At 69.1% G+C, this 23,917-nt stretch carries 22 protein-coding genes and 3 pseudogenes; 13 read left to right on the forward strand and 12 right to left on the reverse strand.

Annotated features, from left to right (window positions below; translation table 11 throughout):
- Positions 1-7 precede the first annotated feature (7 nt).
- A complete protein-coding gene (locus AQ610_RS17040; protein ID WP_006024300.1) occupies positions 8-922 on the reverse strand; it encodes a DMT family transporter in 915 nt (304 codons plus the stop codon).
- Between the two features lie 111 nt (positions 923-1,033).
- On the opposite strand from AQ610_RS17040, the gene AQ610_RS17045 reads away from it, so the two are divergent.
- Positions 1,034-1,522: an Lrp/AsnC family transcriptional regulator gene (locus AQ610_RS17045; RefSeq protein ID WP_015602269.1), complete on the forward strand. Its 489-nt coding sequence runs from the start codon at positions 1,034-1,036 to the stop codon at positions 1,520-1,522.
- Positions 1,523-1,571: 49 nt separating this feature from the next.
- On the opposite strand, the pseudogene AQ610_RS38510 reads toward AQ610_RS17045, so the two are convergent.
- A pseudogene (locus AQ610_RS38510) lies at positions 1,572-1,667 on the reverse strand (alpha/beta hydrolase); the annotation flags it as partial.
- Positions 1,668-2,561: pseudogene (locus AQ610_RS17050) on the reverse strand (alpha/beta fold hydrolase); the annotation flags it as partial.
- Positions 2,562-2,760: 199 nt separating this feature from the next.
- Here AQ610_RS17050 and AQ610_RS17055 point away from each other — a divergent pair.
- Entirely contained in the window at positions 2,761-3,720 is a 960-nt protein-coding gene (locus tag AQ610_RS17055; RefSeq protein WP_009911099.1) for an NAD(P)H-dependent flavin oxidoreductase, read from the forward strand.
- Between the two features lie 171 nt (positions 3,721-3,891).
- On the opposite strand, the gene AQ610_RS17060 is transcribed toward AQ610_RS17055, so the two are convergent.
- The 3 genes from AQ610_RS17060 to AQ610_RS36865 form a co-directional block, all read right to left on the reverse strand.
- Complete coding sequence (locus AQ610_RS17060) at positions 3,892-4,854, reverse strand: LysR family transcriptional regulator (RefSeq protein ID WP_009911098.1); 963 nt, start codon at positions 4,852-4,854, stop codon at positions 3,892-3,894.
- Positions 4,855-5,012: 158 nt separating this feature from the next.
- Positions 5,013-6,089: a porin gene (locus tag AQ610_RS17065; protein WP_006024295.1), complete on the reverse strand. Its 1,077-nt coding sequence runs from the start codon at positions 6,087-6,089 to the stop codon at positions 5,013-5,015.
- 408 nt (positions 6,090-6,497) lie between these two features.
- Positions 6,498-6,983 (reverse strand): hypothetical protein, encoded by a 486-nt coding sequence (locus tag AQ610_RS36865; protein ID WP_043281943.1) that lies wholly within the window; start codon positions 6,981-6,983, stop codon positions 6,498-6,500.
- A 379-nt stretch (positions 6,984-7,362) separates the two neighbouring features.
- On the opposite strand from AQ610_RS36865, the gene AQ610_RS17075 reads away from it, so the two are divergent.
- The 6 genes from AQ610_RS17075 to AQ610_RS17100 all read left to right on the forward strand — a co-directional run bounded on the left by AQ610_RS17075 (position 7,363) and on the right by AQ610_RS17100 (position 14,061).
- Positions 7,363-8,403 (forward strand): bile acid:sodium symporter family protein, encoded by a 1,041-nt coding sequence (locus AQ610_RS17075; RefSeq protein WP_043281941.1) that lies wholly within the window; start codon positions 7,363-7,365, stop codon positions 8,401-8,403.
- A gap of 184 nt (positions 8,404-8,587) precedes the next feature.
- Entirely contained in the window at positions 8,588-10,147 is a 1,560-nt protein-coding gene (locus AQ610_RS17080) for a methyl-accepting chemotaxis protein (RefSeq protein ID WP_006024291.1), read from the forward strand.
- A gap of 172 nt (positions 10,148-10,319) precedes the next feature.
- Positions 10,320-11,339 carry a LacI family DNA-binding transcriptional regulator gene (locus AQ610_RS17085; protein ID WP_006024290.1) on the forward strand — a complete coding sequence of 340 codons (1,020 nt, stop codon included), beginning with the start codon at positions 10,320-10,322 and terminating at the stop codon, positions 11,337-11,339.
- Positions 11,336-12,766 carry an AGE family epimerase/isomerase gene (locus AQ610_RS17090; protein ID WP_006024289.1) on the forward strand — a complete coding sequence of 477 codons (1,431 nt, stop codon included), beginning with the start codon at positions 11,336-11,338 and terminating at the stop codon, positions 12,764-12,766. Before AQ610_RS17085 ends, AQ610_RS17090 begins: the two co-directional genes overlap by 4 nt.
- On the forward strand, positions 12,763-13,671 hold the full coding sequence (locus AQ610_RS17095; RefSeq protein ID WP_006024288.1) for a carbohydrate kinase family protein: 909 nt from the start codon (positions 12,763-12,765) through the stop codon (positions 13,669-13,671). The genes AQ610_RS17090 and AQ610_RS17095 overlap by 4 nt, the downstream gene beginning before the upstream one ends.
- Before the next feature lie 165 nt (positions 13,672-13,836).
- Positions 13,837-14,061, forward strand: a complete 225-nt coding sequence (locus AQ610_RS17100) for a hypothetical protein (RefSeq protein ID WP_006024287.1) — start codon at positions 13,837-13,839, stop codon at positions 14,059-14,061.
- A 108-nt stretch (positions 14,062-14,169) separates the two neighbouring features.
- Here the strand turns inward: AQ610_RS17100 and AQ610_RS17105 are convergent, their stop codons facing one another.
- Both AQ610_RS17105 and AQ610_RS17110 read right to left on the reverse strand, forming a co-directional pair.
- Entirely contained in the window at positions 14,170-14,364 is a 195-nt protein-coding gene (locus AQ610_RS17105; protein ID WP_006024286.1) for a DUF2905 domain-containing protein, read from the reverse strand.
- An 18-nt stretch (positions 14,365-14,382) separates the two neighbouring features.
- Positions 14,383-15,573, reverse strand: a complete 1,191-nt coding sequence (locus AQ610_RS17110; protein WP_006024285.1) for a class I SAM-dependent methyltransferase — start codon at positions 15,571-15,573, stop codon at positions 14,383-14,385.
- A gap of 13 nt (positions 15,574-15,586) precedes the next feature.
- Between AQ610_RS17110 and AQ610_RS17115 the strand changes: the two genes are divergently transcribed.
- The 3 genes from AQ610_RS17115 (at position 15,587) to ttcA (ending at position 17,892) form a co-directional block, all read left to right on the forward strand.
- Entirely contained in the window at positions 15,587-16,414 is an 828-nt protein-coding gene (locus tag AQ610_RS17115) for an SDR family NAD(P)-dependent oxidoreductase (RefSeq protein ID WP_043281938.1), read from the forward strand.
- A gap of 81 nt (positions 16,415-16,495) precedes the next feature.
- Positions 16,496-16,900 (forward strand): dihydroneopterin aldolase, encoded by a 405-nt coding sequence (locus tag AQ610_RS17120; RefSeq protein WP_006024283.1) that lies wholly within the window; start codon positions 16,496-16,498, stop codon positions 16,898-16,900.
- Positions 16,897-17,892, forward strand: a complete 996-nt coding sequence (gene ttcA / locus AQ610_RS17125; RefSeq protein ID WP_006024282.1) for a tRNA 2-thiocytidine(32) synthetase TtcA — start codon at positions 16,897-16,899, stop codon at positions 17,890-17,892. The genes AQ610_RS17120 and ttcA overlap by 4 nt, the downstream gene beginning before the upstream one ends.
- A 72-nt stretch (positions 17,893-17,964) precedes the next feature.
- Here the strand turns inward: ttcA and AQ610_RS37415 are convergent.
- Positions 17,965-18,087, reverse strand: a pseudogene (locus AQ610_RS37415) (alkaline phosphatase family protein); the annotation flags it as partial.
- 294 nt (positions 18,088-18,381) lie between these two features.
- On the opposite strand from AQ610_RS37415, the gene glmU reads away from it, so the two are divergent.
- Both glmU and glmS read left to right on the forward strand, forming a co-directional pair.
- Complete coding sequence (gene glmU, locus AQ610_RS17130; protein WP_006024281.1) at positions 18,382-19,743, forward strand: bifunctional UDP-N-acetylglucosamine diphosphorylase/glucosamine-1-phosphate N-acetyltransferase GlmU; 1,362 nt, start codon at positions 18,382-18,384, stop codon at positions 19,741-19,743.
- Between the two features lie 62 nt (positions 19,744-19,805).
- A complete protein-coding gene (gene glmS, locus AQ610_RS17135) occupies positions 19,806-21,638 on the forward strand; it encodes a glutamine--fructose-6-phosphate transaminase (isomerizing) (protein WP_009911087.1) in 1,833 nt (610 codons plus the stop codon).
- 39 nt (positions 21,639-21,677) lie between these two features.
- On the opposite strand, the gene AQ610_RS17140 is transcribed toward glmS, so the two are convergent.
- The 3 genes from AQ610_RS17140 to AQ610_RS17150 are packed head-to-tail and all read right to left on the reverse strand — an operon-like array spanning position 21,678 to position 23,706.
- Positions 21,678-22,175, reverse strand: coding sequence for a TPM domain-containing protein (locus AQ610_RS17140; RefSeq protein ID WP_009911086.1), 498 nt, complete (start codon positions 22,173-22,175; stop codon positions 21,678-21,680).
- Complete coding sequence (locus tag AQ610_RS17145; protein WP_015602300.1) at positions 22,175-23,029, reverse strand: TPM domain-containing protein; 855 nt, start codon at positions 23,027-23,029, stop codon at positions 22,175-22,177. The genes AQ610_RS17140 and AQ610_RS17145 overlap by 1 nt, the downstream gene beginning before the upstream one ends.
- A complete protein-coding gene (locus AQ610_RS17150) occupies positions 23,026-23,706 on the reverse strand; it encodes a LemA family protein (protein ID WP_043281936.1) in 681 nt (226 codons plus the stop codon). Before AQ610_RS17150 ends, AQ610_RS17145 begins: the two co-directional genes overlap by 4 nt.
- Positions 23,707-23,917 lie beyond the last annotated feature (211 nt).

The raw sequence follows: 23,917 nt of genomic DNA on the forward strand, positions 1-23,917 counted from the left end.
GGCGCGTTCAGCCGCGCGCCGCGACGCTTCGCGCCGGCGCGATCCGCCATCCGAGGTTCACGCCCGCCGCCGCGAGCAGGATCAGCGCCGCGCCGAACACCTGGCTCCACGCGAGCGCCTGTCCGAACGCGATCCGGTCGACGACGATCGCGACGACCGGATAGACGAACGACAGCGCGCCGATCGTCGCGGTCGGCAGCTTCTGGATCGCGCCGTACAGCAGCACGTACATGATCCCCGTGTTGACGACGCCGAGCACGACGAGGTCGAGCCACTGCCCCGCCGTCGCGGGCAGCGCGTCGTAGTGGACGAACGGCGCGAGCGCGAGCACGCCGACGCCCGTCTGGAACAGCGCGAGCAGATGCGGCGGCGTGCCCTTCAACCGCTTCGTGACGATCGACGACACCGCGTACAGGAACGCCGCGCCGAGCGCGAGCGCGACGCCCTCGAGATACTCGCCGGGCACCGCGAGCACCGCGGGCTCGACGCGCACGACGAGCGCGAGCCCGCCGAACGCCAGCACGAGCCAGGCGACGGCCGACGCGGTGAGCCGCTCGCGGAACACGATCGCGCCGAGCGCGACGAGCATGAACGGCTGCGTGTTGTAGACGGCCGTCGCCATCGAGATCGACGCGCGCGAATACGCGGCGAACAGCAGCGCCCAGTTCGCGACGATCGCGATGCTGCCGATCAGCGCGAGCGCGGCCGTGCGCTTCGTCAGCAGATCGCGGCGCAGCAAGCCGAGCGCCGCGCAAATGATCAGCATCGTCGCGCCGCCGAACAGGCAGCGGAAAAATACGACATTCATCAGATGCTGCCGCGACGACACGACGAGCCAGCCGATCGTGCCGGACATCAGCATCGCGACCACCATTTCGAGCGCGCCGCGGCGCGTGTCATGCGAAGCCAGGTTCGAAGCCATGTGAGTTCTCGCGAGAAAAAAGCCTGACTTCGATTCTAGGGACTTGATTCGCGCATCTCCATCGATAAACTGAGCACAAAGCGTCTTTCCACCTTTGAAAAGAAGGCTGCCATGCAAAAACGCCTTTCCACACCGCCACCCGTGGCGGGCGCGCTCGATGCGATCGACCGCGAACTGCTGCGCACGCTCGCCGACGACGCGCGCCAGCCCGTCAGCGAGCTCGCGCGGCGCGTCGGGCTGTCCGCGCCGAGCACGGCCGACCGGCTGCGCCGGCTCGAAGCGCAGGGCGTGATCGCGCGCTTCACGGTCGAGCTCGATCCGCGCGCGCTCGGCTACACGCTGCAGGCGATCGTGCGCGTGAAGCCGCTGCCCGGCCAGTTGCATCTCGTCGAGGAGTTGCTGCGGCGGATTCCGGAATTCGTCGAATGCGACAAGGTGACGGGCGACGACTGCTTCGTCTGCCGGCTTTATCTGCGCTCGATCGAACAGCTCGACGGGATACTCGCGAAAGTGACCGAGCGTGCGGAAACGAGCACGTCGATCGTCAAGTCGACGCCCGTCGCGCGGCGATTGCCGCCGCTTGCGCCCGAAGAAGATTGACGCGCGCGCGTCGCGCCGTCGATCGCCGCCGCCCGCGGCGTCGGCGTCACGCCGCCTCGCGCGCCTCGAAGAACGAGACGATCTCGTCGATCAGCGCGACGGGCGCCTCTTCCGGAATGTAATGCCCGCATGCGAGCGCGCGGCCGCTCACGTCGCGCGCGACGCGCCGCCATTCGTCGAGCGGCTCGAAGCAGCGCGCGACGACGCCTTGCTCGCCCCACAGCACGCGCAACGGGCACGCGAGCTTGTGCCCGCGCTCGAGATCCGCGCGATCGTGATCGAGATCGATCGTCGCCGACGCGCGATAGTCCTCGCACATCGCATGCACCGCGCCCGGCTGCCGCAGCGCGTCGCGATACGCGTGCAATGCCTCCGTCGAAAACGGCGCGAGCCCCGCCGAGCGATTGCCCATCACCGCCTCGACGTACGCGTCCGAATGGCCGCCGATCAGCGTCTCGGGCAACGGCTCGGGCTGGATCAGGAAGAACCAGTGGAAGTACGCGGTCGCGAACGCGCGATCGGTGCGCTCGTACATCGCGAGGGTCGGCGCGATATCGAGAAGCAGCATCCGCTCGACCGCGTCCGGATGATCGAGCGCCATCCGGTGCGCGACGCGCGCGCCACGATCGTGCGCGCACACGTAGAAGCGCGAAAAGCCGAAGTGGCGCATCACGGCGACCTGGTCGGCCGCCATCGCGCGCTTCGAATACGGCTCATGCCGCGCATCGCTCGGCGGCTTGCCCGATGCGCCGTAGCCACGCAGATCGGTGGCGATCACCGTGAAATGTCTGGCGAGCGTCGCGGCGACGCGATGCCAGATCATGTGCGTTTGCGGGTGCCCGTGCAGCAACAGAAGCGGCGGTCCCGCGCCTCCTTTGACGCCGAAGATGTCGACGTCTTGCGCCGTGACGCGAAACGGCGCGAACTCCTCAAACGGCATGGTCTTGTTCTCTCGGATTGTTGTGCTCGTTATTGTAGGAGCGCGATCGACTCGCCATCGCAGCCGCCCCCGCGCAAAGCGTAGAAACAGAGCACTCATTCGACAGCCGTGCGGCAGCGCGTTCGTCGAAGCGCGTCTATAATGGCACGATCGTTCGTATTAATTCATCACGGGCGCGCAGTCGGCACGACACTCCCATAACATATCGACAGCGCGCGACGCGCGTCCGCAAGGGCGGCGCGACGCGACGAATTTCATGCATCCGCCGCGCTCGCGGCGACGATTCAGGAGACACCGCATGGCCCTGCCCGCCGTCCTGCAAAACCTCGCGCTGCCCGTCATCGCGTCGCCGATGTTCATCGTCAGCTATCCGGAACTCGTGCTCGCGCAATGCAAGGCGGGCATCGTCGGCTCGTTTCCCGCGCTCAACGCGCGCCCGGCCGAATTGCTCGACGAATGGCTCACGCAGATCCAGGCGCAGCTCGCCGAGCACAAGGCCGCGAACCCGGACGCCGTGATCGGGCCGATCGCCGTGAACCAGATCGTCCATCAGTCGAACGTGCGGCTCGAGCACGACATTCGCGTGTGCGTCGAGCACAAGGTGCCGATCTTCATCACGAGCCTGCGCGCGCCGGCGCGCGAGATCGTCGACGCGGTGCATAGCTACGGCGGCATCGTGCTGCACGACGTGATCAACCTGCGGCACGCGCAGAAGGCGCTCGAAGCGGGCGTCGACGGCCTCATCCTCGTGGCCGCCGGCGCGGGCGGCCACGCGGGCACGACCTCGCCGTTCGCGCTCGCCGGCGAAACGCGCAAGATCTTCGACGGCCCGATCGTGCTGTCCGGCTCGATCGCGAACGGCGGCTCGATCCTCGCCGCGCAGGCGATGGGCGCCGATCTCGCGTACATGGGCACGCGCTTCATCGCGACACAGGAAGCGCACGCGGTGGACGCGTACAAGCGCGCGATCCTCGACGCGAAATCGGCCGACATCATCTACACGAATCTCTTCACCGGCGTGCACGGCAACTACATCCGCGAGAGCATCATGAACGCGGGGCTCGATCCGGACGCGCTGCCCGAATCCGACAAGACGAAGATGAACTTCGGCGGCGACAAGGCGAAGGCGTGGAAGGACATCTGGGGCGCGGGCCAGGGCGTCGGGCTGATGGACGACGTTCCGTGCGTCGCGGAGCTCGTCGCGCGCCTCAAGCGCGAATACGACGACGCGAAGGCGCGCCTCGGGATTCGCGCGTAACCGGGCCCGCCGCATGGTCCGAACGTCGCGGCGCTCTCGCGGGTGAACGCGAAGAACGAGAAGCGGTAAACAACAAAACCCTCGCGATGCGAGGGTTCGTCTTCAGTCTGATGCGGACCGCACGGTCCGCTTTTTTTCGTCGCTACGCGGCGCGCGCGGCGCCCGCGCGCGTCATCCGAGCCGCTTCATCCGCGGCATCGCGATCTGCCGCAGCCGCTCGTCGATCGACGGGCACAGCGACTGGCCGGCGAAGCGATCGGCGAGGAAATCGACGAACGAGCGCACCTTCGCCGACACGTGCCGGCGGCTCGCGTACACCGCGTAGATCGGCAGCTCGCGCGGCGGCAGCGCATCGAGCAGCAGCGGCACGAGGCGGCCGGACTCGATGTCCTCGCCGACCACTTCGGTGCCGAGGAGCGCGATGCCCGCGCCGCTCAGCACCGCGACGCGCAGCCCTTCGAGATGATTGACGATCACGTTGCCCGACAGCGGCACGCGCGAGGCGGCCGCGACGTCGGAGATCGCCGCGTCGATCAGCGTCTCGTTCGGCTCGCGGCGAATGAAGCTGTGATGCTGGAGATCGGCGATCGTCGCCGGCGTGCCGTGCTTCGCGAGATAGTCGGGAGACGCGACGAGCACGATGTGCGCGGTCGCGATCTGCCGCGCGACGAGCGACGACGATTTCATGCCCGTGGGCGCCGCGCGCACCGCGACGTCGTAGCCTTCGTCGATCAGCTCGACGACGCGATCGGACAGCGTGATCTCGACCGTCACGTCGGCGTAGCGCTGCGCATACGACGTCACCGCGTCCATCACGTGCCGCAGCCCGAACGCGGACAGCGACGTCACGCGCAGCCGCCCTTGCGGCACGACGCTCGCGGCGCCCACCGCCTGCCCGGCCTCGTCGAGTTCGGTGAGCGCCTGCACGAGCCGCTCGTAGTATTCGCGTCCCGCCTCCGTCGGCGCGACGCGGCGCGTCGTGCGATGCAAAAGACGCGCGCCGAGCTGGTGCTCGAGATGCATCACGTGCTTGCTCGCCATCGCCGCCGACATCTCCATGCGTTCGGCCGCGCCGACGAAGCTGCCGACTTCGACGACATAGCGAAACACATTCATGCTGACGAGGGTATCCATCCGAAATGCTCGCAATCGAGAGGAATTATGCAATCGCAAGCAACTGTAACAAAGCTGGTGAATTGAAAACGTCAAAAAAGGCAAAACGGCGCCGCTAATGTGACGCCGCTCACTTTTCCCTGCATCGCCCGGGCGGCGCGCGCCCGGCATCCCATTCGTTAGAACTTCGCACGAATTCCCGCGCCGAACGTGTCGCCGCTCGACATGCCCGAGTAGCGATCGTTCATGTAGGCGGCATACACGTCGGTGCGCCTGGACAGCGGATAGTCGTAGCCGAGCGCCCATGTGCGATGCGTCTGATCGAGCCCGCCCGAATCGCGCGAATATGCGTACGACGCGAGCGCGCTGCCCGGCCCGAGCGGCACCGACACGCCGCCTTGCGCGGTGTTCACATGCCAGCTTCCGGCGTTCCGCTCGTTCTTCGTATACATGTATTGCGCGTAAATCTTCGCAAGCTTGAAGTCATACGACAGGCCGACCTGCGCGACGCCCTGGCTCTTCATGCCGGACACGAGCGCGCCGAGGTCGCCCGGGCCGCCGTTGAAGTTCACGTATTGATAGATCGCCGTCGCCGCGAACGGGCCGTTCGAATAATTCAACTGGCCGCTCCACTTCTTCGAGCGGTTGTCGCCCGCCGTGTTGCCGAACGCGTACATCGCGGCCGCGTTGAAGCCGCCGAAGCTCGGGCTCGTGTAGTCGATCGCGTTGTTCCAGCCCGAATCGCCGACGACGCCCTGATCGGTCGTGTACGTCGGGAACGTGCCGAGCCCGAGGAACACGTGGTACACCATCGGCGAGAACACGTACGAATCGATGAACGGATTGAAGAGGATCGTCGAGATGAAGAGCTGCGTCGTCAGACGCCCCGCGCGCACGGTGCCGTACGGGGTCGCGAGTCCGACGTATGCGTTGCGGCCGAAGAACGTGTCGCCGTCGAAGCGGCCGTAACGGCCGTTCTGCGCGCGAAAGAAATCCTCGAGCGTGAAGATCGCCTGATAGCCGCCGCCGAGATCCTCGGTGCCGCGCAGCCCCCAGTACGACGTCGACATCCCGCCGCCCTGCACGCCCCACGCGCGCTGCCCGCCCGGGAATTTCTGCGCGCCGATCCATTCGTCGACTTGCCCGTAGAGCTGAACGCTCGATTGCGCGCGAGCGCCCGATGCGCCCGCGGCCAGCGCCGCGACGGCGACGCACGCGAAAGTGGTTTGCAGCGCGCGGCTGACGGTTGACTTCATGTGATCTCCAGATTGTCGTCCAACGGAAGCGAGGCGAACGGGCGGGCGACGCCAGGAAGACGCGATGCCGTTCGGGGGGCGTCGCCATCTTCCCGAGCCATTTTTCCGGTCAAAAAAGGAGGGACTTATTGCGGATATAGCGTCAGCGTTAACTTCCCGGCGATTTGTCGGGTGTCGGCGATCGGCTCGCCGGTTTCAAACTGACGAACGGCTTTCCTGCGCGCGCGGAACGCGCGCCGGCGACGATCGCGGGCGGCGGTTCGAACGCGGAGAAAACGCTTGCGTGCGCGCGTCGTCCTCGCAACGAGGCGCGAAAGATAGCGTAATCAAGGAAATGCGAGGCAGGATTTCGCGCGAGTGTCGCGGATTTGCATCAGCCGGCGGCGAGCGCGGCCGCCGGCCCGGCGCTCAGTTGCGGTAGAACGGCGCGAAAAACGGCACGCGCGGGGCTTCGTCCTGCCTCGGCGCCGGCGCGGGACGGCCGCCGCGCTCCTCGTTGTAGCGCGCGACGTCGGCGCGGATCGAGCCGGCGCGCATCGGCAGGTTGGCCGAGCCCGGCGCGTGCGGCGCCTGGCGCGCCTCGGCGCTGATCGGCCGGTACGGGTTTTGCGCCGCGTAGCGGCCATACGACGGCGTCGGGCGCAGCCCCCAGCGCTGGCGATAGCCGTTCACGCCGATCCGCGCGTCGCCGCCGTGCGGCGCCGCCTGCAGATAGCCGGGCGCGCTGCGCCAGCCGCCCCCGCTGCCCGCCATGTACGGCGCGCCGCCGCGCCCGCTGCCGAAACCGGGCCCGCCGCCGTGCGGCGGCTGCGCGAAGGCGAGCGTCGCTGCGAGCGCGCACATCGCGCCCGCCGCCCATTGCCCGATCTTCCGTACTGCCCGTTCCGTCATCATGATTGGTCTGCTGCTTGGCTTTTTTGCCCGCGCGCGCACCTGAATCGCGCGCAAGCCTTTCAGCGGTAATTTATGGGCGAGGCGAAAACGTGTCGAGCGCAAAAGTGTTAGACCAAAAGCATCGGTGTAACACCGTGTTACTGCACGGCTTTTGCCGATCCCGCATACGTTTCCGGCGCATGCACGCCGCCCGTTTTCGACCGTTTCCGCCGTAAGGTTCCAATGTGCCGGCAGCGTGCATCGGCATGCATTCGAATCATCAATCGATTCTTCGAATGAATTTGCCTATTCAATCGCCGGCCGCGACAATATCAGGTCGACAACCGCCGCGCCGCCCGCGGGCCGCCGGCGCTTCCACCGCATTCGATCGAGACCCGAGATGGCGCGCTCCCGCTTCGTTCCCGACAACTTCACGCTCGCGCTCGTCGGCACCGTCGTGCTCGCGAGCTTCCTGCCGTGCCGCGGCGCAGCCGCGCACGCATTCAACTGGGCGACCGACGTCGCGGTCGGCCTGCTGTTCTTCCTGCACGGCGCGAAGCTGTCGCGCGAGGCGATCATCGCGGGTGCGACGCACTGGCGGCTGCACGCGGTCGTGCTGCTCAGCACGTTCGTGCTGTTCCCGCTGCTTGGCCTCGCGCTCAAGCCCGTGCTCACGCCGCTCGTCACGCCCGCACTGTACGCCGGCGTGCTGTTTCTCTGCACGCTGCCGTCGACCGTGCAATCGTCGATCGCGTTCACGTCGATCGCGAAGGGCAACGTGCCGGCCGCCGTCTGCTCGGCGTCCGCATCGAGCCTGCTCGGCATTTTCGTCACGCCGGCGCTCGTCGGCGTGATGGTGTCGACGCAGGGCACGGGCGCGACCGCGTCGCCGTGGAGCACGATCGGCGCGATCGTGATGCAACTGCTCGTGCCGTTCATCGCCGGCCAGTTGCTGCGGCCCGTGATCGGCCGCTGGATCGAGCGCAACCGCGGCGTGCTGCGCTTCGTCGATCAGGGCTCGATCCTGCTCGTCGTCTACGTCGCGTTCAGCGAGGCGGTGAACGAAGGGCTCTGGCACCAGATTCCGGCGACCGCGCTCGCGGGCCTCGTCGTCGTCAACGTCGTGCTGCTCGCGATCGCGCTCGCGGTCACGACGATCGTCAGCAAGCGGCTCGGCTTCAACCGCGCGGACCAGATCACGATCATCTTCTGCGGCTCGAAAAAGAGCCTCGCGGCCGGCGTGCCGATGGCGAAGGTGATCTTCGCCGCGCACGCGGTGGGCGCGGTCGTGCTGCCGCTGATGCTGTTCCATCAGATCCAGTTGATGACCTGCGCGGCGCTCGCGCAGCGCTGGGGCGCGCGCGATACGAGCCGCGAGCGGCCCACGGGCGCGCGCGGCGGCCGGCCGCTTGGCTCGGGCGCGAGCGCGGCGAAGCGCTGAGCGACGGGCGCGGCAAAGCGGGCTGCTTCGGCCGCGCCGCCGCCTCCCCGGCGGCCGACGCCCCAAAGCGGGGCGTCGCTTCACGAAAAATTCATTCAACCCTGGTTCCGCGACGCCGTTAAGCCGGCTTCTCGTCACGGCCCGGCGCGTCACGAGCGCGGCGCGCCGCTTCCGGAACCACCCGATGAACACCACCCGCCTCACCGTCAAGACCCGTCTGCGCGCCCTCGTCGCGGTCGTCGTCCTCGTGCTCGCCGCCGCCGGCGGCATCGGCCTCGCCGGCGTCGCGCGCGTCGGCGACGCGCTCGCGCACGTCTTCGAAGATCGCGCGAAGACGCTGCAGCGGATCTCGTCGATCGACGAGCTCGTCACGCAGACGCGCTACGCGGTCGGCGACGCGGTGCTCGATCCGTCCGCCGCGAAAACGGAGGCGGTCGCCGCGGCGTCGGCGCGCGACATCGACGCGATCGATCGCCTGCTCGCCGACTTCCGCGCGACGCCGCGCGCCGGCGCCGAGCGCGAGCAGGCCGAGCGCCTCGCCGCCGACTGGGCGACGTTGCGCGACAAGGGCATCCGGCCCGCGGTCGATCTGCTCAAGGCGAACAACCTGTCCGAAGCGCAATGGGTCGTCACGCAGACGCTCGATCCCGTCGCGCAACGCGTGAAGGGCGAGGCCGCGCAACTGCGCCAGGGGCAGCTCGAGGCCGCGCAGCGCGCGTACGATCGCGCGCGCGGCGTCGCGCGGCTCGTCCAGTGGGCGGTCGCGCTCTGCGTGCTCGCGGGCGTCGCCGCCGTCGCGATCCTGTGCGCGGCGATGGCGCGCGCGCTCGCGCGACAGTTGGGCGGCGAGCCCGACTACGCGGCGAGCGTCGCGAACGAGATCGCGTCCGGCAATCTCGCGCTCGACGTGCGCGCCGCCGGCGCCGCGTCCGGCAGCGTGCTGCATGCGATGCACGCGATGCGCACGCGCCTCGCGGCGACGATCGGCACGCTGCAGCGCGCGGCCGACGCGATCGCGCACGCGACGTCCGACATCGCGCACGGCAACCACGACCTGTCGCGCCGCACCGACGAACACGCGGCCGGCCTGCAGCAGACGGCGAGCAGCATGGAGCAGCTCGCGGCGACGGTGCGCACGAACGCGGATCACGCACGCCAGGCGAGCTCGCTCGCGCTCGCAGCGTCGACGCAGGCCGAGCAGGGCGACGCCGCCGCGCGCGATGCAATCGCGCGGATGGAGGCGCTGTCGGTGCGCTCGCGGCAGATCCGCAGCATCTCGTCGACGATCGAGGGCATCGCGTTCCAGACCAACCTGCTCGCGCTGAACGCGGCCGTCGAGGCGGCGCGCGCCGGTCAGGCGGGGCGCGGCTTCGCGGTCGTCGCGCAGGAAGTGCGCGGCCTCGCGCACCGCAGCGCGCAGGCGGCGAAGGAGATCTCGGCGCTGATCGCCGACGTGACGGGCGAAGTCGAGCTCGGCGCGGACACGGTGAAGGCCGCGGGCGGCACGATCGTCGGCATGCTCGCGTCGGTGCGGCAGGTCGCGACGCTCGTCGACGAGATCTCGCACGCGTCCGACGAGCAGCGCAGCGGCATCGATCAGGTGAACCGCGCGGTCGCGCAGATGGACGAGATGACGCAGCACAACGCGCTGCTCGTGCAGAAGGCGGCGAGCGCCGCGGGCGCGCTCGCCGGCGAGGCGGCCGCGCTGCACAAGGCGGCCGCGATCTTCCGGGTCGCGGCGTAAGCGCCGCCCGCCTCGGCGCAATCACTTTGTTTAGTATTTTTAGTAAACGATTATGGCTGCATTTACCGTTTATACATAAGCACTTATAAGCCGATTCCGCGCAATGCCGGAGCGTTTTGCGGCGATTTTTACTATACAATCGCCAACACTCTAAACATCCCGGCTCAAAACGATGGGCACCACCATTCGCGACGTCGCGCAGGCGGCCAACGTGTCGATCGGCACCGTGTCGCGCGCGCTCAAGAATCAGCCTGGCCTGTCCGAGGCGACGCGCGCGCGCATCGTCGAGATCGCGCACCGCATGAACTACGATCCGACGCAGTTGCGCCCGCGGATCAAGCGGCTCACGTTCCTGCTGCACCGCCAGCACAACAACTTCGCGACGACGCCGTTCTTCTCGCACGTGCTGCACGGCGTCGAGGACGCATGCCGCGAGCGCGGCATCGTGCCGACGCTGCTGACGACGGGCCCGACCGACGACGTGCTTCGCCAGATGCGCCCGCACGCGCCCGACGCGATCGCGGTTGCGGGCTTCATGGAGCCGGAGACGCTCGAAGCGCTCGCCGCGACGGGCCGGCCGCTCGTCCTCATCGACATCCGCGCGCCCGGCCTGCGCTCGATCAACGTCGACAACGCGGGCGGCGCGGCGCTCGCGATGCATCACCTGTTCGCATCGGGCCGCCGGCGCGTCGCGTTCATCGGCGGCTCGCTCGCGCACTACAGCATCGCGCAGCGCGCGCTCGGCTATCGCCGCGCGTTCTTCGACGCGGGCATGCTGTTCGATCCGTCGCTCGAGCTGTCGATCGACACGAGCCTCGGCCCCGACGCCGGCGCGGCGAACGCGATGCGGCAGTTGCTCGACGCGGGCGGCCCGCTGCCCGACGCGGTGTTCGCATACAACGACGCGGCCGCGCTCGCCGCGATGCGCGTGTGCGTCGAGCGCGGCGTGCGCGTGCCCGAGGACATCGCATTCGTCGGCTTCGACGACATCCCGGCCGCCACGCACGCGGCGCCGCCTCTCACGACGCTCGCGATCGACAAGGAGGCGCTCGGCCGGCAAGGCGTCGAGCTGCTGCTCGCCGATTCGCCCGCGCAAACCGAACTCAGCCTCCCCGTGCGGCTCGTCGCGCGGGCCAGCAGCACGGGCGCCGCACGCACGCCGCGCGCCCTCACCCCGGTACTCGGATCATGACGACCTCAGCCACGCCCGCTCCCCGCCCGGCTCCCGGCGCGCCGCACGCCACCGCGCCATACGTCGCGAGCTTCCGCGACCCGCAGTTCCTCATCGCGCATGTCGAGGACACGCTGCGCTTCTACGCGCCGCACGCGTTCGACCCGACGGGCGGCTTCCACCACTTCTTCCGCGACGACGGCAGCATCTACGACCGCACGACGCGCCATCTCGTCAGCAGTTGCCGCTTCGTCTTCAACTATGCGATGGCGTACCGCCACTTCGGCGACGCGCGCGATCTCGACCACGTGCGCCACGGGCTGCGCTTTTTGCGCGACGCGCACTGGGACGCCGGGCACGAAGGCTACGACTGGGAGATCGAATGGCGCGACGGCGAGAAGCGCGCGACACGCGACGGCACGCGCCACTGCTACGGGCTCGCGTTCGTGCTGCTCGCGGCCGCGCATGCGGCGATGGCTGGCGTCGAAGAGGCGAAGCCGCTCATCGCGCATACGTTCGACCTGATGGAGCATCGCTTCTGGGATCGCGCGGCGGGCCTCTACGCAGACGACGCGACGCCGAACTGGACCGTGTCGAGCTACCGCGGCCAGAACGCGAACATGCATGCGACGGAAGCGCTCCTCGCCGCATACGAGGCGACGGGCCATCTGACATATCTCGATCGCGCGGAGAAGATCGCGACGAACATCGTGCAGCGGCAGGCCGCGCTGTCGCAGGGGCTCGTATGGGAGCATTTCCACGCGGACTGGTCGATCGATTGGGAATACAACAAGGAAGACAGCTCGAACATCTTCCGGCCGTGGGGCTTCCAGCCCGGCCACCAGACCGAATGGGCGAAGCTGCTGCTGATTCTCGAGCGTCACCGCCCGCTCGACTGGCTCGCGCCGCGCGCGATCGAGCTGTTCGACGCGGCGTTCTCGCACGCGTGGGACAGCGATCACGGCGGCCTCTGCTACGGCTTCGGGCCGGACTACACGGTGTGCGACCACGACAAGTACTTCTGGGTGCAAGCGGAGAGCTTCGCGGCGGCCGCGCTGCTCGCGCAGCGCACCGGCAGCGAGCGCTTCTGGGACTGGTACGACGAGATCTGGCGCTATAGCTGGGCGCACTTCGTCGATCACCGCCACGGCGCATGGTACCGGATCCTCACCTGCGACAACCGCAAGTACAGCGACGAAAAGAGCCCGGCCGGCAAGACCGACTACCACACGATGGGCGCGTGCTACGAAGTGCTGCACGCGCTCGCGTCGACACGCGACGACGGCGGTCGCGGCGCGCGCGCGGGCGACGGCGCGGGGGGCGACGGCCAGGCCGCGCCCGCTGCGCGTGGCAACGGGCACGGTGGCAACGCCAGGAACGACGGCAGCAACGACAACAGCGACAAAGGCGACGGCGCCGCGCGCCGCCGCAACGGAGAAGTTCGATGAGCGCAGGATTTCCGCAATTCGTGTCGGCGGGCGACATTCTCACCGACATGGTCCGCACGGGCGGCGCGCACTGGACGTCGCGCCCGGGCGGCGCCGGCTGGAACGTCGCGCGCGCGGTCGCGCGGCTCGGCGCGCCGAGCGCGTGCGCGGGCGCGGTGGGCCGCGACTGCTTCTCCGACGAGCTGTGGCGCGAAAGCGAGGCGGCCGGCCTCGATCTGCGCTTCCTGCAGCGCGTCGAGCGCGCGCCGCTCCTCGCGATCGTCCACGAGACGCAGCCGCCCGCCTATTTCTTCATCGGCGAAAACAGCGCCGATCTCGCGTTCGATCCGAAACGGCTGCCCGACGGCTGGCGCGAGCATGTGAAGTGGGCGCATTTCGGCTGCATCAGCCTCGTGCGCGAGCCGCTCGCGTCGACGCTCGTCGCGCTCGCCGCGGAGCTGCGCGAAGCGGGCGTGAAGATCAGCTTCGATCCGAACTACCGGAACCTGATGACGGACGGCTACCGGCCGACGCTCGCGAGGATGGCCGAGCTCGCCGATCTGATCAAGGTGTCCGACGAAGACCTGTGCCACCTGTTCGCGGGCGATGACGAAGCAGGCGCGATCGCACGGCTGCGCGCGCTCAATCCACATGCGGCGCTGCTCGTCACGCGCGGGCCCGACACGGCGACGCTCTACGCGGGCGGCGAGACGCTCGACGCGCAGCCGCCGCGCATCGAGGTCGCCGATACGGTCGGCGCGGGCGACGCGACGATCGGCGGCCTGCTGTTCAGCCTGATGACGGTGCCGGAGCGCGGCTGGCGCGCGCATCTGTCGTTCGCGCTCGCGGCGGGCGCGGCGGCGTGCCGGCACACGGGCGCGCACGCGCCGACGCTCGACGAAGTCGTCGCGCTCGTCGCGGCGTGACGCGAGCGCCGGCGGCGCGGCGCGCCGCCCGATGCCGTCTTCGGGCGCCCGCTCCCGGCCGCCCATGCGCGCGCGGCCCCGCTCGCCCGCCGCGCGTTTTTGCCGCCGCTGAAAGCGCGGCGTCGGAATGCTACGATGGGAGCGTCCTTTCTCGGGAGAGGCATCATGGACGGCGGCAACACCTACACGAAGGGCCTTTACACGGCCAAGGCGCACACCCGCAAGACGGATAACGGACGCTTCCAGGGCTACGTGATCCTGTCCCGGGACGAAGGCGGCACGCCCGACAACACGCTCTACGAGGTCGAAGCGACGAGCGCGAACGAGGCGGAAGCGTTCGACGAAGCGAAGGCGCTCGCGCACCGGATTCTCGGCGAGCTCGAGCTGTAACGCGAGCGCGGGCGGCGCGGTGCGCGACAGGCGGCCGGTTGCGCGCACGCCCGCCGCGCCCGGGCCTCGGGTCGTCCGAACGCGGCGTCGGCCGCCCGGGCGCCGGCGTCACCAGAGCCGCGCGATCACCGACACGATGCCCATGATCACGAGCGTCGACATGAACGGAAACGGATAGACGCGCGAGCCGAGCCGCAATGTCACGTCGCCCGGCAGCCGCCCGACGCCGAGCTTCGCGAGCCACGGCCACGCGCGCGCGAGCACCATCACGGCGATGAACGTGGTGAGCAGCCAGCGCAGCATCGCGTCGCGTCCGGCCGGCTACAGCGTGTGCGAGCGGTCGCCGCGCGCGAACGCGTCGAGCGTGCCGTCGATGCCGCGCGAGAACGCGATCACCTTGAAGAGCTCGCCCATCTCCGCCTCGGAAATCAGCTTCTGCACCGCGTTCGCGGCGGGCAGGAAATGCTGCGCGTCGGACGGGTCGATTTCGGCGAGCACGTCGGTGATGCCCGCGTTCAGCAGGAAGCGCGCCTGCGACGTATAGCCGAGCAGATCCGCACCCGCGCCGACACCCGCCTCGTAGATCGCGCTGAATTCGACGTGCGCGGTGATGTCCTGCAGCCCCGGATAGACGAAAGGATCGCCATGCGCGCGGTGCCGGTAGTGGCACATCAGCGTGCCCTGCGCGCGCTGCCGGTGATAGTACTCGTGACCCGGAAAGCCGTAGTCGATGAAAAACGCCGCCCCGCGCGCGAGCATCGCGCAGGCCGTGCGCACGAACGCCGCCGCCGCCTCGTGCGTCTCGGTCACGTAGCCTTCGTCGGCGTCGAGCTCCGCGAGCCGCGCCGCGTCTTCGGCGCGCGCGAGCGGCCGGTCGGCGAACACGAACGCGCCCGCGTCGTCGACCGACACGCCGCGCTCGCGCCAGCCGTGCGCCTGTTTCGCGACGAGTTGCACCGGCATCGCGTCGAGCACTTCATTGCCGACGACGACGCCCTCGAAGCGCTCGGGCAGCGCATCGAGCCAGCGCACGCGCGCGGCGAGACCGGGCGCGTGCGCGGCGAGCGTCTCGCGCTGGCGCGCGCGCAGTTCGCCGGACAAATCGACGATCGCATATTCGTCGAGCTCGACGCCGAGCGCGGCGAGCGCGTTCAGCAACCCCGCCGCGAGCTTGCCCGTGCCCGCGCCGAATTCCATCACGCGCCGCGTGCCGCTCGCGCCGAGCGCCTGCGCGACGGGGCGCGCGAGCGTCCGCGCGAAGAGCGGCGACAGTTCGGGCGCGGTCACGAAATCGCTGCCGTCGTCGGCGCGCCGGCCGAATTTCTGCGCGCCGCCGCTGTAGTAGCCGATGCCCGGCGCATACAGCACGCGCTCCATATAGCGCGAAAACGGGATCCAGCCGCCCGCCGCGGCGATTTCGGCGCGCAGCGAAGCGGCGAGCGCGTCGGACTGCGCGAGCGCGTCGGGGCCGGGAACGGGTAAACTAGCGGGTTCGTGAGCTTTCGGATTCATCCCGGCATTGTAAATGACCGCCCCAGCCGACACCTGCGACACATCCGCGGCCCGCTCCGCGCGGGTCGTGCTGATTACGGGCGCCGTGCAGACGGGCGCCGTGCAAGCGGGCGCCGCCGAAGCGGCGCGGGCGAGCGCGCAGCAGACGCCCGCCGCCGCGCGGCCCGCGCCCGGCACCGCGGCCGTCGGACACGCGCTCGCCGTCGGCTTCGCGCGACGCGGCTGGGACGTCGCGCTCGCGGTCGCCGCGGGCGACGAAGCCCGCGCGGCCGCCGCGCTCGCCGTCGAAGTCGAGGCGCTCGGCCGCCGCGCGGCGGTGCTCGTCGCCGATCTCTCCGTGGAAGCGGATGTCGCGCGGCTCGTCGCCGCCTGCGACGCGGCGCTCGGCCGGCCGACCTGCGTCGTCGCGCAGGCCGCGGGCGTCGCGGACAACGCGCACGACGTCGGCTACGCGTCGCTCGCGGGCGCGATGGCGCGCGGCGTCGCCGCGCCGCTCGTGCTCGCGCGCGCGCTCGCCGACGCGACGCCCGACGCCGCGCGCGATGACGAGCGCGAGCGCGCGGTCGTGATCCATCTGCTGGACGAGACGCTGTTTCATCCGGCGCCCGAGCGCCTGTCGCACTCGCTCGCGCAGGCCGCGCTGCACCGCGCGACGACCGCGCAGGCGCTCGCGCTCGCGCCGAAGGTGCGGGTCGTCGGCCTCGCATGCGGGCGCGCGCCGCACGCGCGCGACATCGCCGACGCCGCGTGCTATCTCGCGGACGCGCCCGGCGTGACGGGCGCGACGCTGACCGTCGACGGCGGCGAGCATCTCGCGCCGCCCGCGGACGAACGGAATTGACGGGCGCGGCCCCGTGCGGACATCTCGACGCCGCGCCCGGCCGCGCCCCTTTGCATGCTTCACCCTTTGACTGGAACGACCATGTTTGCCGCCCTCCTGCATCCCAGGCTCGCCGATTGCCGCAGGCTCTACCTGCGCAATCACGAGGTGTACATGAACATCGGCGCCTTCGAGCACGAGAAGCGCGGCGAACAGCGCGTCGTCATCAACGTCGACCTGTTCGTGCCGCTCGCGCTGACGACGCCCGTCGAGGACAGGCTGCGCGAAGTCGTCGACTATGATCTGATGAAGCAAAGCGTCGCGCAGTGCGTCGCGCGCGGCCACATTCATCTGCAGGAAACGCTCTGCGACGCGATCGCAACGAGCCTGCTCGCGCACGACGCGGTGCGCGCGGTGCGCGTCTCCACCGAAAAGCCGGACGCCTATCCCGATTGCGACGCCGTCGGCGTCGAAGTATTTCGCATCAAGGACGAGGAGCGAGCATGAATGCGCCCCACACCCCGCATCTGAACGAAGCCGACGCGGCCGCCGCCGTCGAAGCGAACACGGCCGAGATCGGCCGCCGCGCGCTCACGCGCCGCGAGCAGAAGGAAGCGTACGAGAACAACAAGCTGTTCAAGCGGCTCGTGCGCCAGGTCGGCCAGGCGATCGGCGACTACAACATGATCGAGCACGGCGACAAGGTGATGGTCTGCCTGTCGGGCGGCAAGGACAGCTACGCGCTCCTCGACATCCTGCTGCGGCTGCGCGAGCGCGCGCCGATCGATTTCGACATCGTCGCGGTGAACCTCGACCAGAAGCAGCCGGGCTTTCCGGAGCACGTGCTGCCCGAGTACCTGACGAAGATCGGCGTGCCGTTCCACATCGAGAACCAGGACACGTACAGCATCGTGAAGCGCCTCGTGCCCGAAGGCAAGACCACCTGCTCGCTGTGCTCGCGGCTGCGCCGCGGGATCCTGTACCGCGTCGCGGGCGAGCTCGGCGCGACGAAGATCGCGCTCGGCCACCATCGCGACGACATCGTGCAGACGCTGCTCCTCAACATGTTCTACGGCGGCAAGCTGAAAGGGATGCCGCCGAAGCTGCAATCGGACGACGGCAGGAACGTCGTGATCCGTCCGCTCGCCTACGCGAAGGAAACCGATCTCGAGAAATACGCGGAGCTGCGCGAATTCCCGATCATTCCGTGCAACCTGTGCGGCAGCCAGCCGAACCTGAAGCGCGCGGAAATGAAGGCGCTGATCCGCGATTGGGACAAGCGCTTCCCGGGCCGCGTCGACAACATGTTCAACGCACTTGCGAACGTCGTGCCGTCGCACCTGATGGACGCGCAACTGTTCCCGTTCGCCGGACTGCGCGCGACGGGCGAAGCCGATCCGAACGGCGACATCGCGTTCGACGAGGACCCGTGCGGCACCGACGCGCTCGCGCCGGGCGGCGCGAAGTCCGTGTCGATCGTGCAGTTCGACGATCTGTAATCCGTCATTCCCGGCGCGCGCCGCCGTTGAACGAAATGCACGCGGAACGAACAGCGGCGCGCCAGGCTTGCTCCCCGCATAGCCGAGATACGGCAGCCCGAACGCGCCCTCGATGCTCTTCAGCAGCGCATAGTGGTTGTACGGCGCGTTGCTGACCGTGCCGCCCTTGATGAACGGCGACAGCAGCACCGCGCCCGTCGGATCGTCGACACTGATGAGACGCCGGCGCGTCTTGAAACGCGCGGACGCATTGTCCTGATCCTGATTCACACTCCCTCCCTGAAACCGCGCGTGGCGCGATCGGTTCAGCTCGCCGATCCGCCGTCGCGTCATGCGAGCGGGAGTCTCGCGTTGCGCGTGTGACACGCCGCTGACGACGACAGCGATTCGCGAGTGGGTCGACACGTGGCTCGCGGCGAGCCGCAGCGGCCGGAGAGGGCCTGCATGCTAGAATGGCCAGCTTCGAACTCTCCCTACGAAACTGGCGCCATGAATATCGTGATTTTGGCGGCAGGCACCGGCAAGCGCATGCGTTCGGCGCTGCCGAAAGTGCTTCATCCTCTGGCCGGCAGGCCCCTTCTCTCCCACGTGATCGATACCGCCCGCGCGCTCGCGCCGTCCCGGCTCGTCGTCGTGATCGGCCACGGCGCCGAGCGGGTGCGCGCGGCCGTCGCCGCGCCCGACGTGCAGTTCGCGGTGCAGGAGCAGCAGCTCGGCACGGGGCACGCGGTGCGCCAGGCGCTGCCGCTGCTCGATCCGTCGCAGCCGACGCTCGTGCTGTACGGCGACGTGCCGCTCACGCGCACGGCGACGCTCAAGCGCCTCGTCGACGCCGCGACCGACGCCCGCTACGGCGTGCTGACCGTCACGCTCGACGATCCGACGGGCTACGGGCGCATCGTGCGCGATCAGGCCGGGTGCGTCACGCGCATCGTCGAGCAGAAGGACGCGTCGGCCGACGAGCTGAAGATCGCCGAGATCAACACGGGCATCGTCATCGCGCCGACCGCGCAGTTGTCGATGTGGCTCGGCGCGCTCGGCAACGACAACGCGCAGGGCGAGTACTACCTGACCGACGTCGTCGAGCAGGCGATCGAAGCGGGCTTCGAGATCGTCACGACGCAGCCGGACGACGAATGGGAGACGCTCGGCGTGAACAGCAAGGCTCAGCTCGCCGAGCTCGAGCGCATTCACCAGCGCAACCTGGCCGACGCGCTGCTCGCCGCAGGCGTCACGCTCGCCGATCCGGCGCGCATCGACGTGCGCGGCAAGCTCGTGTGCGGGCGCGACGTGTCGATCGACGTGAACTGCGTGTTCGAGGGCGACGTGACGCTTGCCGACGGCGTGGCGATCGGCGCGAACTGCGTGATCCGCAACGCGGCGATCGCCGCGGGCGCGCGCGTCGACGCGTTCTCGCATCTCGACGGCGCGACGCTCGGCGCGCACACGGTCGTCGGCCCGTACGCGCGGCTGCGCCCGGGCGCGGTGCTCGCCGACGAAGCGCACGTCGGCAACTTCGTCGAGGTGAAGAACGCGACGCTCGGCCACGGCTCGAAGGCGAACCATCTGACCTATCTCGGCGACGCGGACATCGGCGCGCGCGTGAACGTCGGCGCGGGCACGATCACCTGCAACTACGACGGCGCGAACAAGTTCCGCACGATCATCGAGGACGACGTGTTCGTCGGCTCGGACACGCAGCTCGTCGCGCCCGTGCGCGTCGGCCGCGGCGTGACGATCGCGGCGGGCACGACCGTATGGAAGGACGTCGCCGAAGGCATGCTCGTGCTGAACGACAAGACGCAGACCGCGAAAAGCGGCTACGTGCGCCCCGTCAAGAAGAAGAGCTGAACCGTTTTTCGGGCGCGCAGCGGCGCGCCCGCATCATTGTCGAGTTGCGAGGATAGATTTTCATGTGCGGGATTGTCGGCGCAGTTGCGCAACGTAACATTGTTCCAGTGCTGATCGAAGGACTGCGCCGTCTCGAGTATCGCGGCTACGACTCGTGCGGCGTCGCGGTGCTCGATGCCGGCGCCCCTGCGCCGGGTGCGCCGAAGCGCGCGCGCAGCGTCGCGCGCGTCGCCGATCTCGATGCGCAGGTGCGCGAATCGCATCTCGAAGGCGAGACGGGCATCGCGCACACGCGCTGGGCGACGCACGGCGCGCCCGTCACGCACAATGCGCATCCGATCTTCTCGTCGAACGCGCTCGCGCTCGTGCACAACGGCATCATCGAGAACTTCGAGCCGCTGCGCGAAGCGCTGCGCGCGAAGGGCTACGAGTTCGTGTCGCAGACCGACACCGAAGTCATCGCGCACCTGATCCACAGCCTCTATCGCGGCAATCTGTTCGCAGCCGTTCAGGAAGCCGTCAAGCAGTTGCACGGCGCATACGCGATCGCGGTGGCGCACAAGGACGAGCCGCATACCGTCGTCGGCGCGCGCCAGGGCTCGCCGCTCGTCGTCGGCTTCGGCGAGCACGAGAACTTCCTCGCGTCCGACGCGCTCGCGCTCGCGGGCAGCACCGATCGCTTCACGTTCCTCGAGGAAGGCGACGTCTGCGAGCTGACGCTCGCGGGCGTGACGATCGTCGATCGTGACGGCGCGCGCGCGGCGCGCGACGTGCGCGTCGTCGCCGCATATGGCGGCGCGGTCGAGCTGGGCCCGTACCGGCACTTCATGCAGAAGGAAATCTTCGAGCAGCCGCGCGCGATCGCCGACACGATTGCGCAAACCGAAGCGTTCGATCCTTCGCTGTTCGGCGGCAACGCAAGCGGCGTGTTCGCCGATATCGACAGCCTGCTGATCCTCGCGTGCGGCACGAGCTACTACTCGGGCCTCACCGCGAAGTACTGGCTCGAATCGATCGCGAAAATCCCGACGCAAGTCGAGATCGCAAGCGAATACCGCTACCGCGAATCGGTGCCGAACCCGCGCGCGCTCGTCGTCGTGATCTCGCAATCGGGCGAGACGGCCGACACGCTCGCCGCGCTCAAGCACGCACAGGCGCTCGGCCACGCGCACACGCTCGCGATCTGCAACGTCGCGACGAGCGCGATGGTGCGTCTGACCGAGCTGCAATTCCTCACGCACGCGGGCACCGAGATCGGCGTCGCGTCGACGAAGGCGTTCACGACGCAGCTCGTCGCGCTGTTCGTGCTCGCGGCGACGCTCGGCAAGCTGCGCGGCCACGTCGACGCGGCCCGCGAAGCCGACTTCCTGAAGCAGTTGCGCCACCTGCCCGCCGCGCTCAACAGCGTGCTCGCGCTCGAGCCGCAGATCATTGCGTGGTCCGAAGAATTCGCGCGCAAGGAGAACGCGCTGTTCCTCGGCCGCGGGCTGCACTACCCGATCTCGCTCGAAGGCGCGCTGAAGCTCAAGGAGATCTCGTACATCCACGCGGAAGCGTATCCGGCGGGCGAGCTGAAGCACGGGCCGCTCGCGCTCGTGACGGAGGCGATGCCGGTCGTGACGGTCGCGCCGAACGATACACTGCTCGAAAAGCTGAAATCGAACATGCAGGAGGTGCGCGCGCGCGGCGGCGAGCTGTACGTGTTCGCCGACGCGGACACGCACATCGTCAACGACGAGGGGCTGCACGTGATCCGGATGCCCGAGCATTACGGGCCGCTGTCGCCGATCCTGCACGTCGTGCCGCTGCAGTTGCTCGCGTATCACACCGCATGCGCGCGCGGCACCGACGTCGACAAGCCGCGCAATCTCGCGAAGTCGGTGACGGTGGAATAATCGCTCGCCGTTCGAGCGCGCGGCAGCACGGCACGCGGCTCACAGCACGACGGGCGCACTCGACAACTCGTCGCCCGGCGCGCGGCGCGACGGATAGTGCCGCGCGAGCAACGCGGTGACGGCCTCGATCCCGTGAATCGAGCCCGCCTCGAAGCGGCCTCGGCGGAATTCCGCTTCCATCTCGCGGCACGCCTTCTCCCAGTCGTCGCTGTCGACACGCGCATGAATCCCGCGATCGGCGACGATCTCGACGTCGTGATCGGCGAGCAACAGATAGATGAGCACGCCGTTGTTGTGCTCGGTGTCCCACACGCGCAGTTCGGAGAACACATCGATCGCGCGATCGCGCGCGGTCATTCCGCGCAAGAGCATCGACGCGTGCAGCGCGCCTTCGACCGCGAACCGCAGTTGGCCGACGTGCTTCCCGTGGCTCGCGACGATCGCGCGCTCGATCTTGCCGAGCGTGCGCTTCGGAAACGCCGCGCCGACGCGCCAGCGCGTCATCGACAGGTGCCTCGCGATTCGTGCGATATCCATCACCACCTCCCGGACGCGCCGCCGCCGCCGAACCCGCCGCCGCCGCCGCGAAAGCCGTCGCTCCCGCCGCCCCAGCCGCCGCCGCGCCCGCCGATGAACGGCCCGCCGACGCGCGCGCCCATCCCGCCGCCGAGCAGCGTGAAGAAAAGCGCGATCGCGGCCGCCGCGATCGCAACGAAGAGCGCGCCGGACAACAGCCACGCGACGAAGCCCACCACGCCGCCCGTGACGACCGAGCCCGCGAGCCGCCCGAATATCGCGCGCAGCACGCCGCCCGCGACGATCGTCATCACGAACAGCAGCGGCAGCAGGCGGCCGAGCCCGCCTGCATCGCCGCGACGCGCGCGCGGCGGCGGCAGCGGCTCGCCTTCGATCACGCGCATCATGCTGCCGACGCCCGCCGAGATGCCGCCGTAGAAATCGCCGCGCCGAAAGCTCGGCACGATGATCTCGTCGATGATCCGGTGGCTCGTCGCATCGGTCAGCACGCCTTCGAGCCCGTAGCCGACCTCGATGCGCAGCGTGCGGTCGTTCTTCGCGACGATGAGGAGCGCGCCGTCGTCGACGTTCGCTCGGCCGAGCTTCCATTGCTCGACGACGCGGATCGAATACTGCTCGATCGTCTCGGGCTGCGTCGTCGGCACGATCAGCACCGCGATCTGGCTGCCCTTGCGCGCTTCGAAATCCTTCAGCGACTGTTCGAGCGCCGCGCGTTCGGCGGCCGTCAGCGTGCCTGTCTCGTCCGTCACGCGCGCGGCGAGCGGCGGCACCGGCTGCTCGGCGCGGCAGGCGCCGCCGCCGATCGACAGGAACGTGAGGACCGCGAAGCACGCCGCGCGGAACAAGCCCTTCAATTCGACGCTCCGGCGGCCGGCGCGGGCGTGGTGGCGGGCGCGGGCGTGGTCCCGAAGTCGACGCGCGGCGGCTTCGAGATCTCCGCTTCGTTCGCGACCGAGAAGTTCGGTTTTTCCTGGTAGCCGAACGCCATCGCGGTCAGGTTGCTCGGGAACGAGCGAATCGTCGTGTTGTACGCCTGCACCGAGCGGATGTAGCGATTGCGCGCGACCGTGATGCGGTTCTCGGTGCCTTCGAGCTGCGCCTGCAGATCGCGAAAGTTCGCATCGGACTTCAACTGCGGATAGTTCTCGGACACGACGAGCAGCCGAGACAGCGACGACGTCAGTTGCCCCTGCGCGGCCTCGAATTTCGCGAACGCCTGCGGGTCGGACAGCAGCTCCGGCGTCGCGCGAATCGAGCCGACCTGCGCGCGCGCCTCGGTCACGCGCGTGAGCACGTCGCGCTCCTGATTCGCATAGCCCTTCACGGTATTGACGAGATTCGGCACGAGATCCGCGCGGCGCTGATACTGATTCAGCACCTCCGACCAGCTCGCCTTCACCTGCTCGTCCTGCACCTGAATCGCGTTGTAGCCGCAACCGGACAACGCGAATGCGAGCGCCGCCAGCAGCGCGGCGCCGATCAGACGCATCCATGTCGCGGCGGGACGCGGGACCGAAGAGTGATGTCGCATTCTGCCATCTCCATTGCAGTTCGCCGGGGAAGGCGCGGCGCCGGCCGCCGACGGCTCGTCTCGGGCCATCGCCCGCGAATCGCCGTACAGGCTTCGAATCGATGCTACGTATGCGGTTCCTGATCCACTTGATTTGCGTCAACGGTCGACCTGCGCGGCGAGACAGCAAGAATCGTACGCGATATCCCGCCGCCGTTTTTGGGCCCGCTCG

The organism is Burkholderia humptydooensis (assembly GCF_001513745.1).
In the GTDB taxonomy this organism is placed as follows: Bacteria; Pseudomonadota; Gammaproteobacteria; order Burkholderiales; family Burkholderiaceae; genus Burkholderia; species Burkholderia humptydooensis.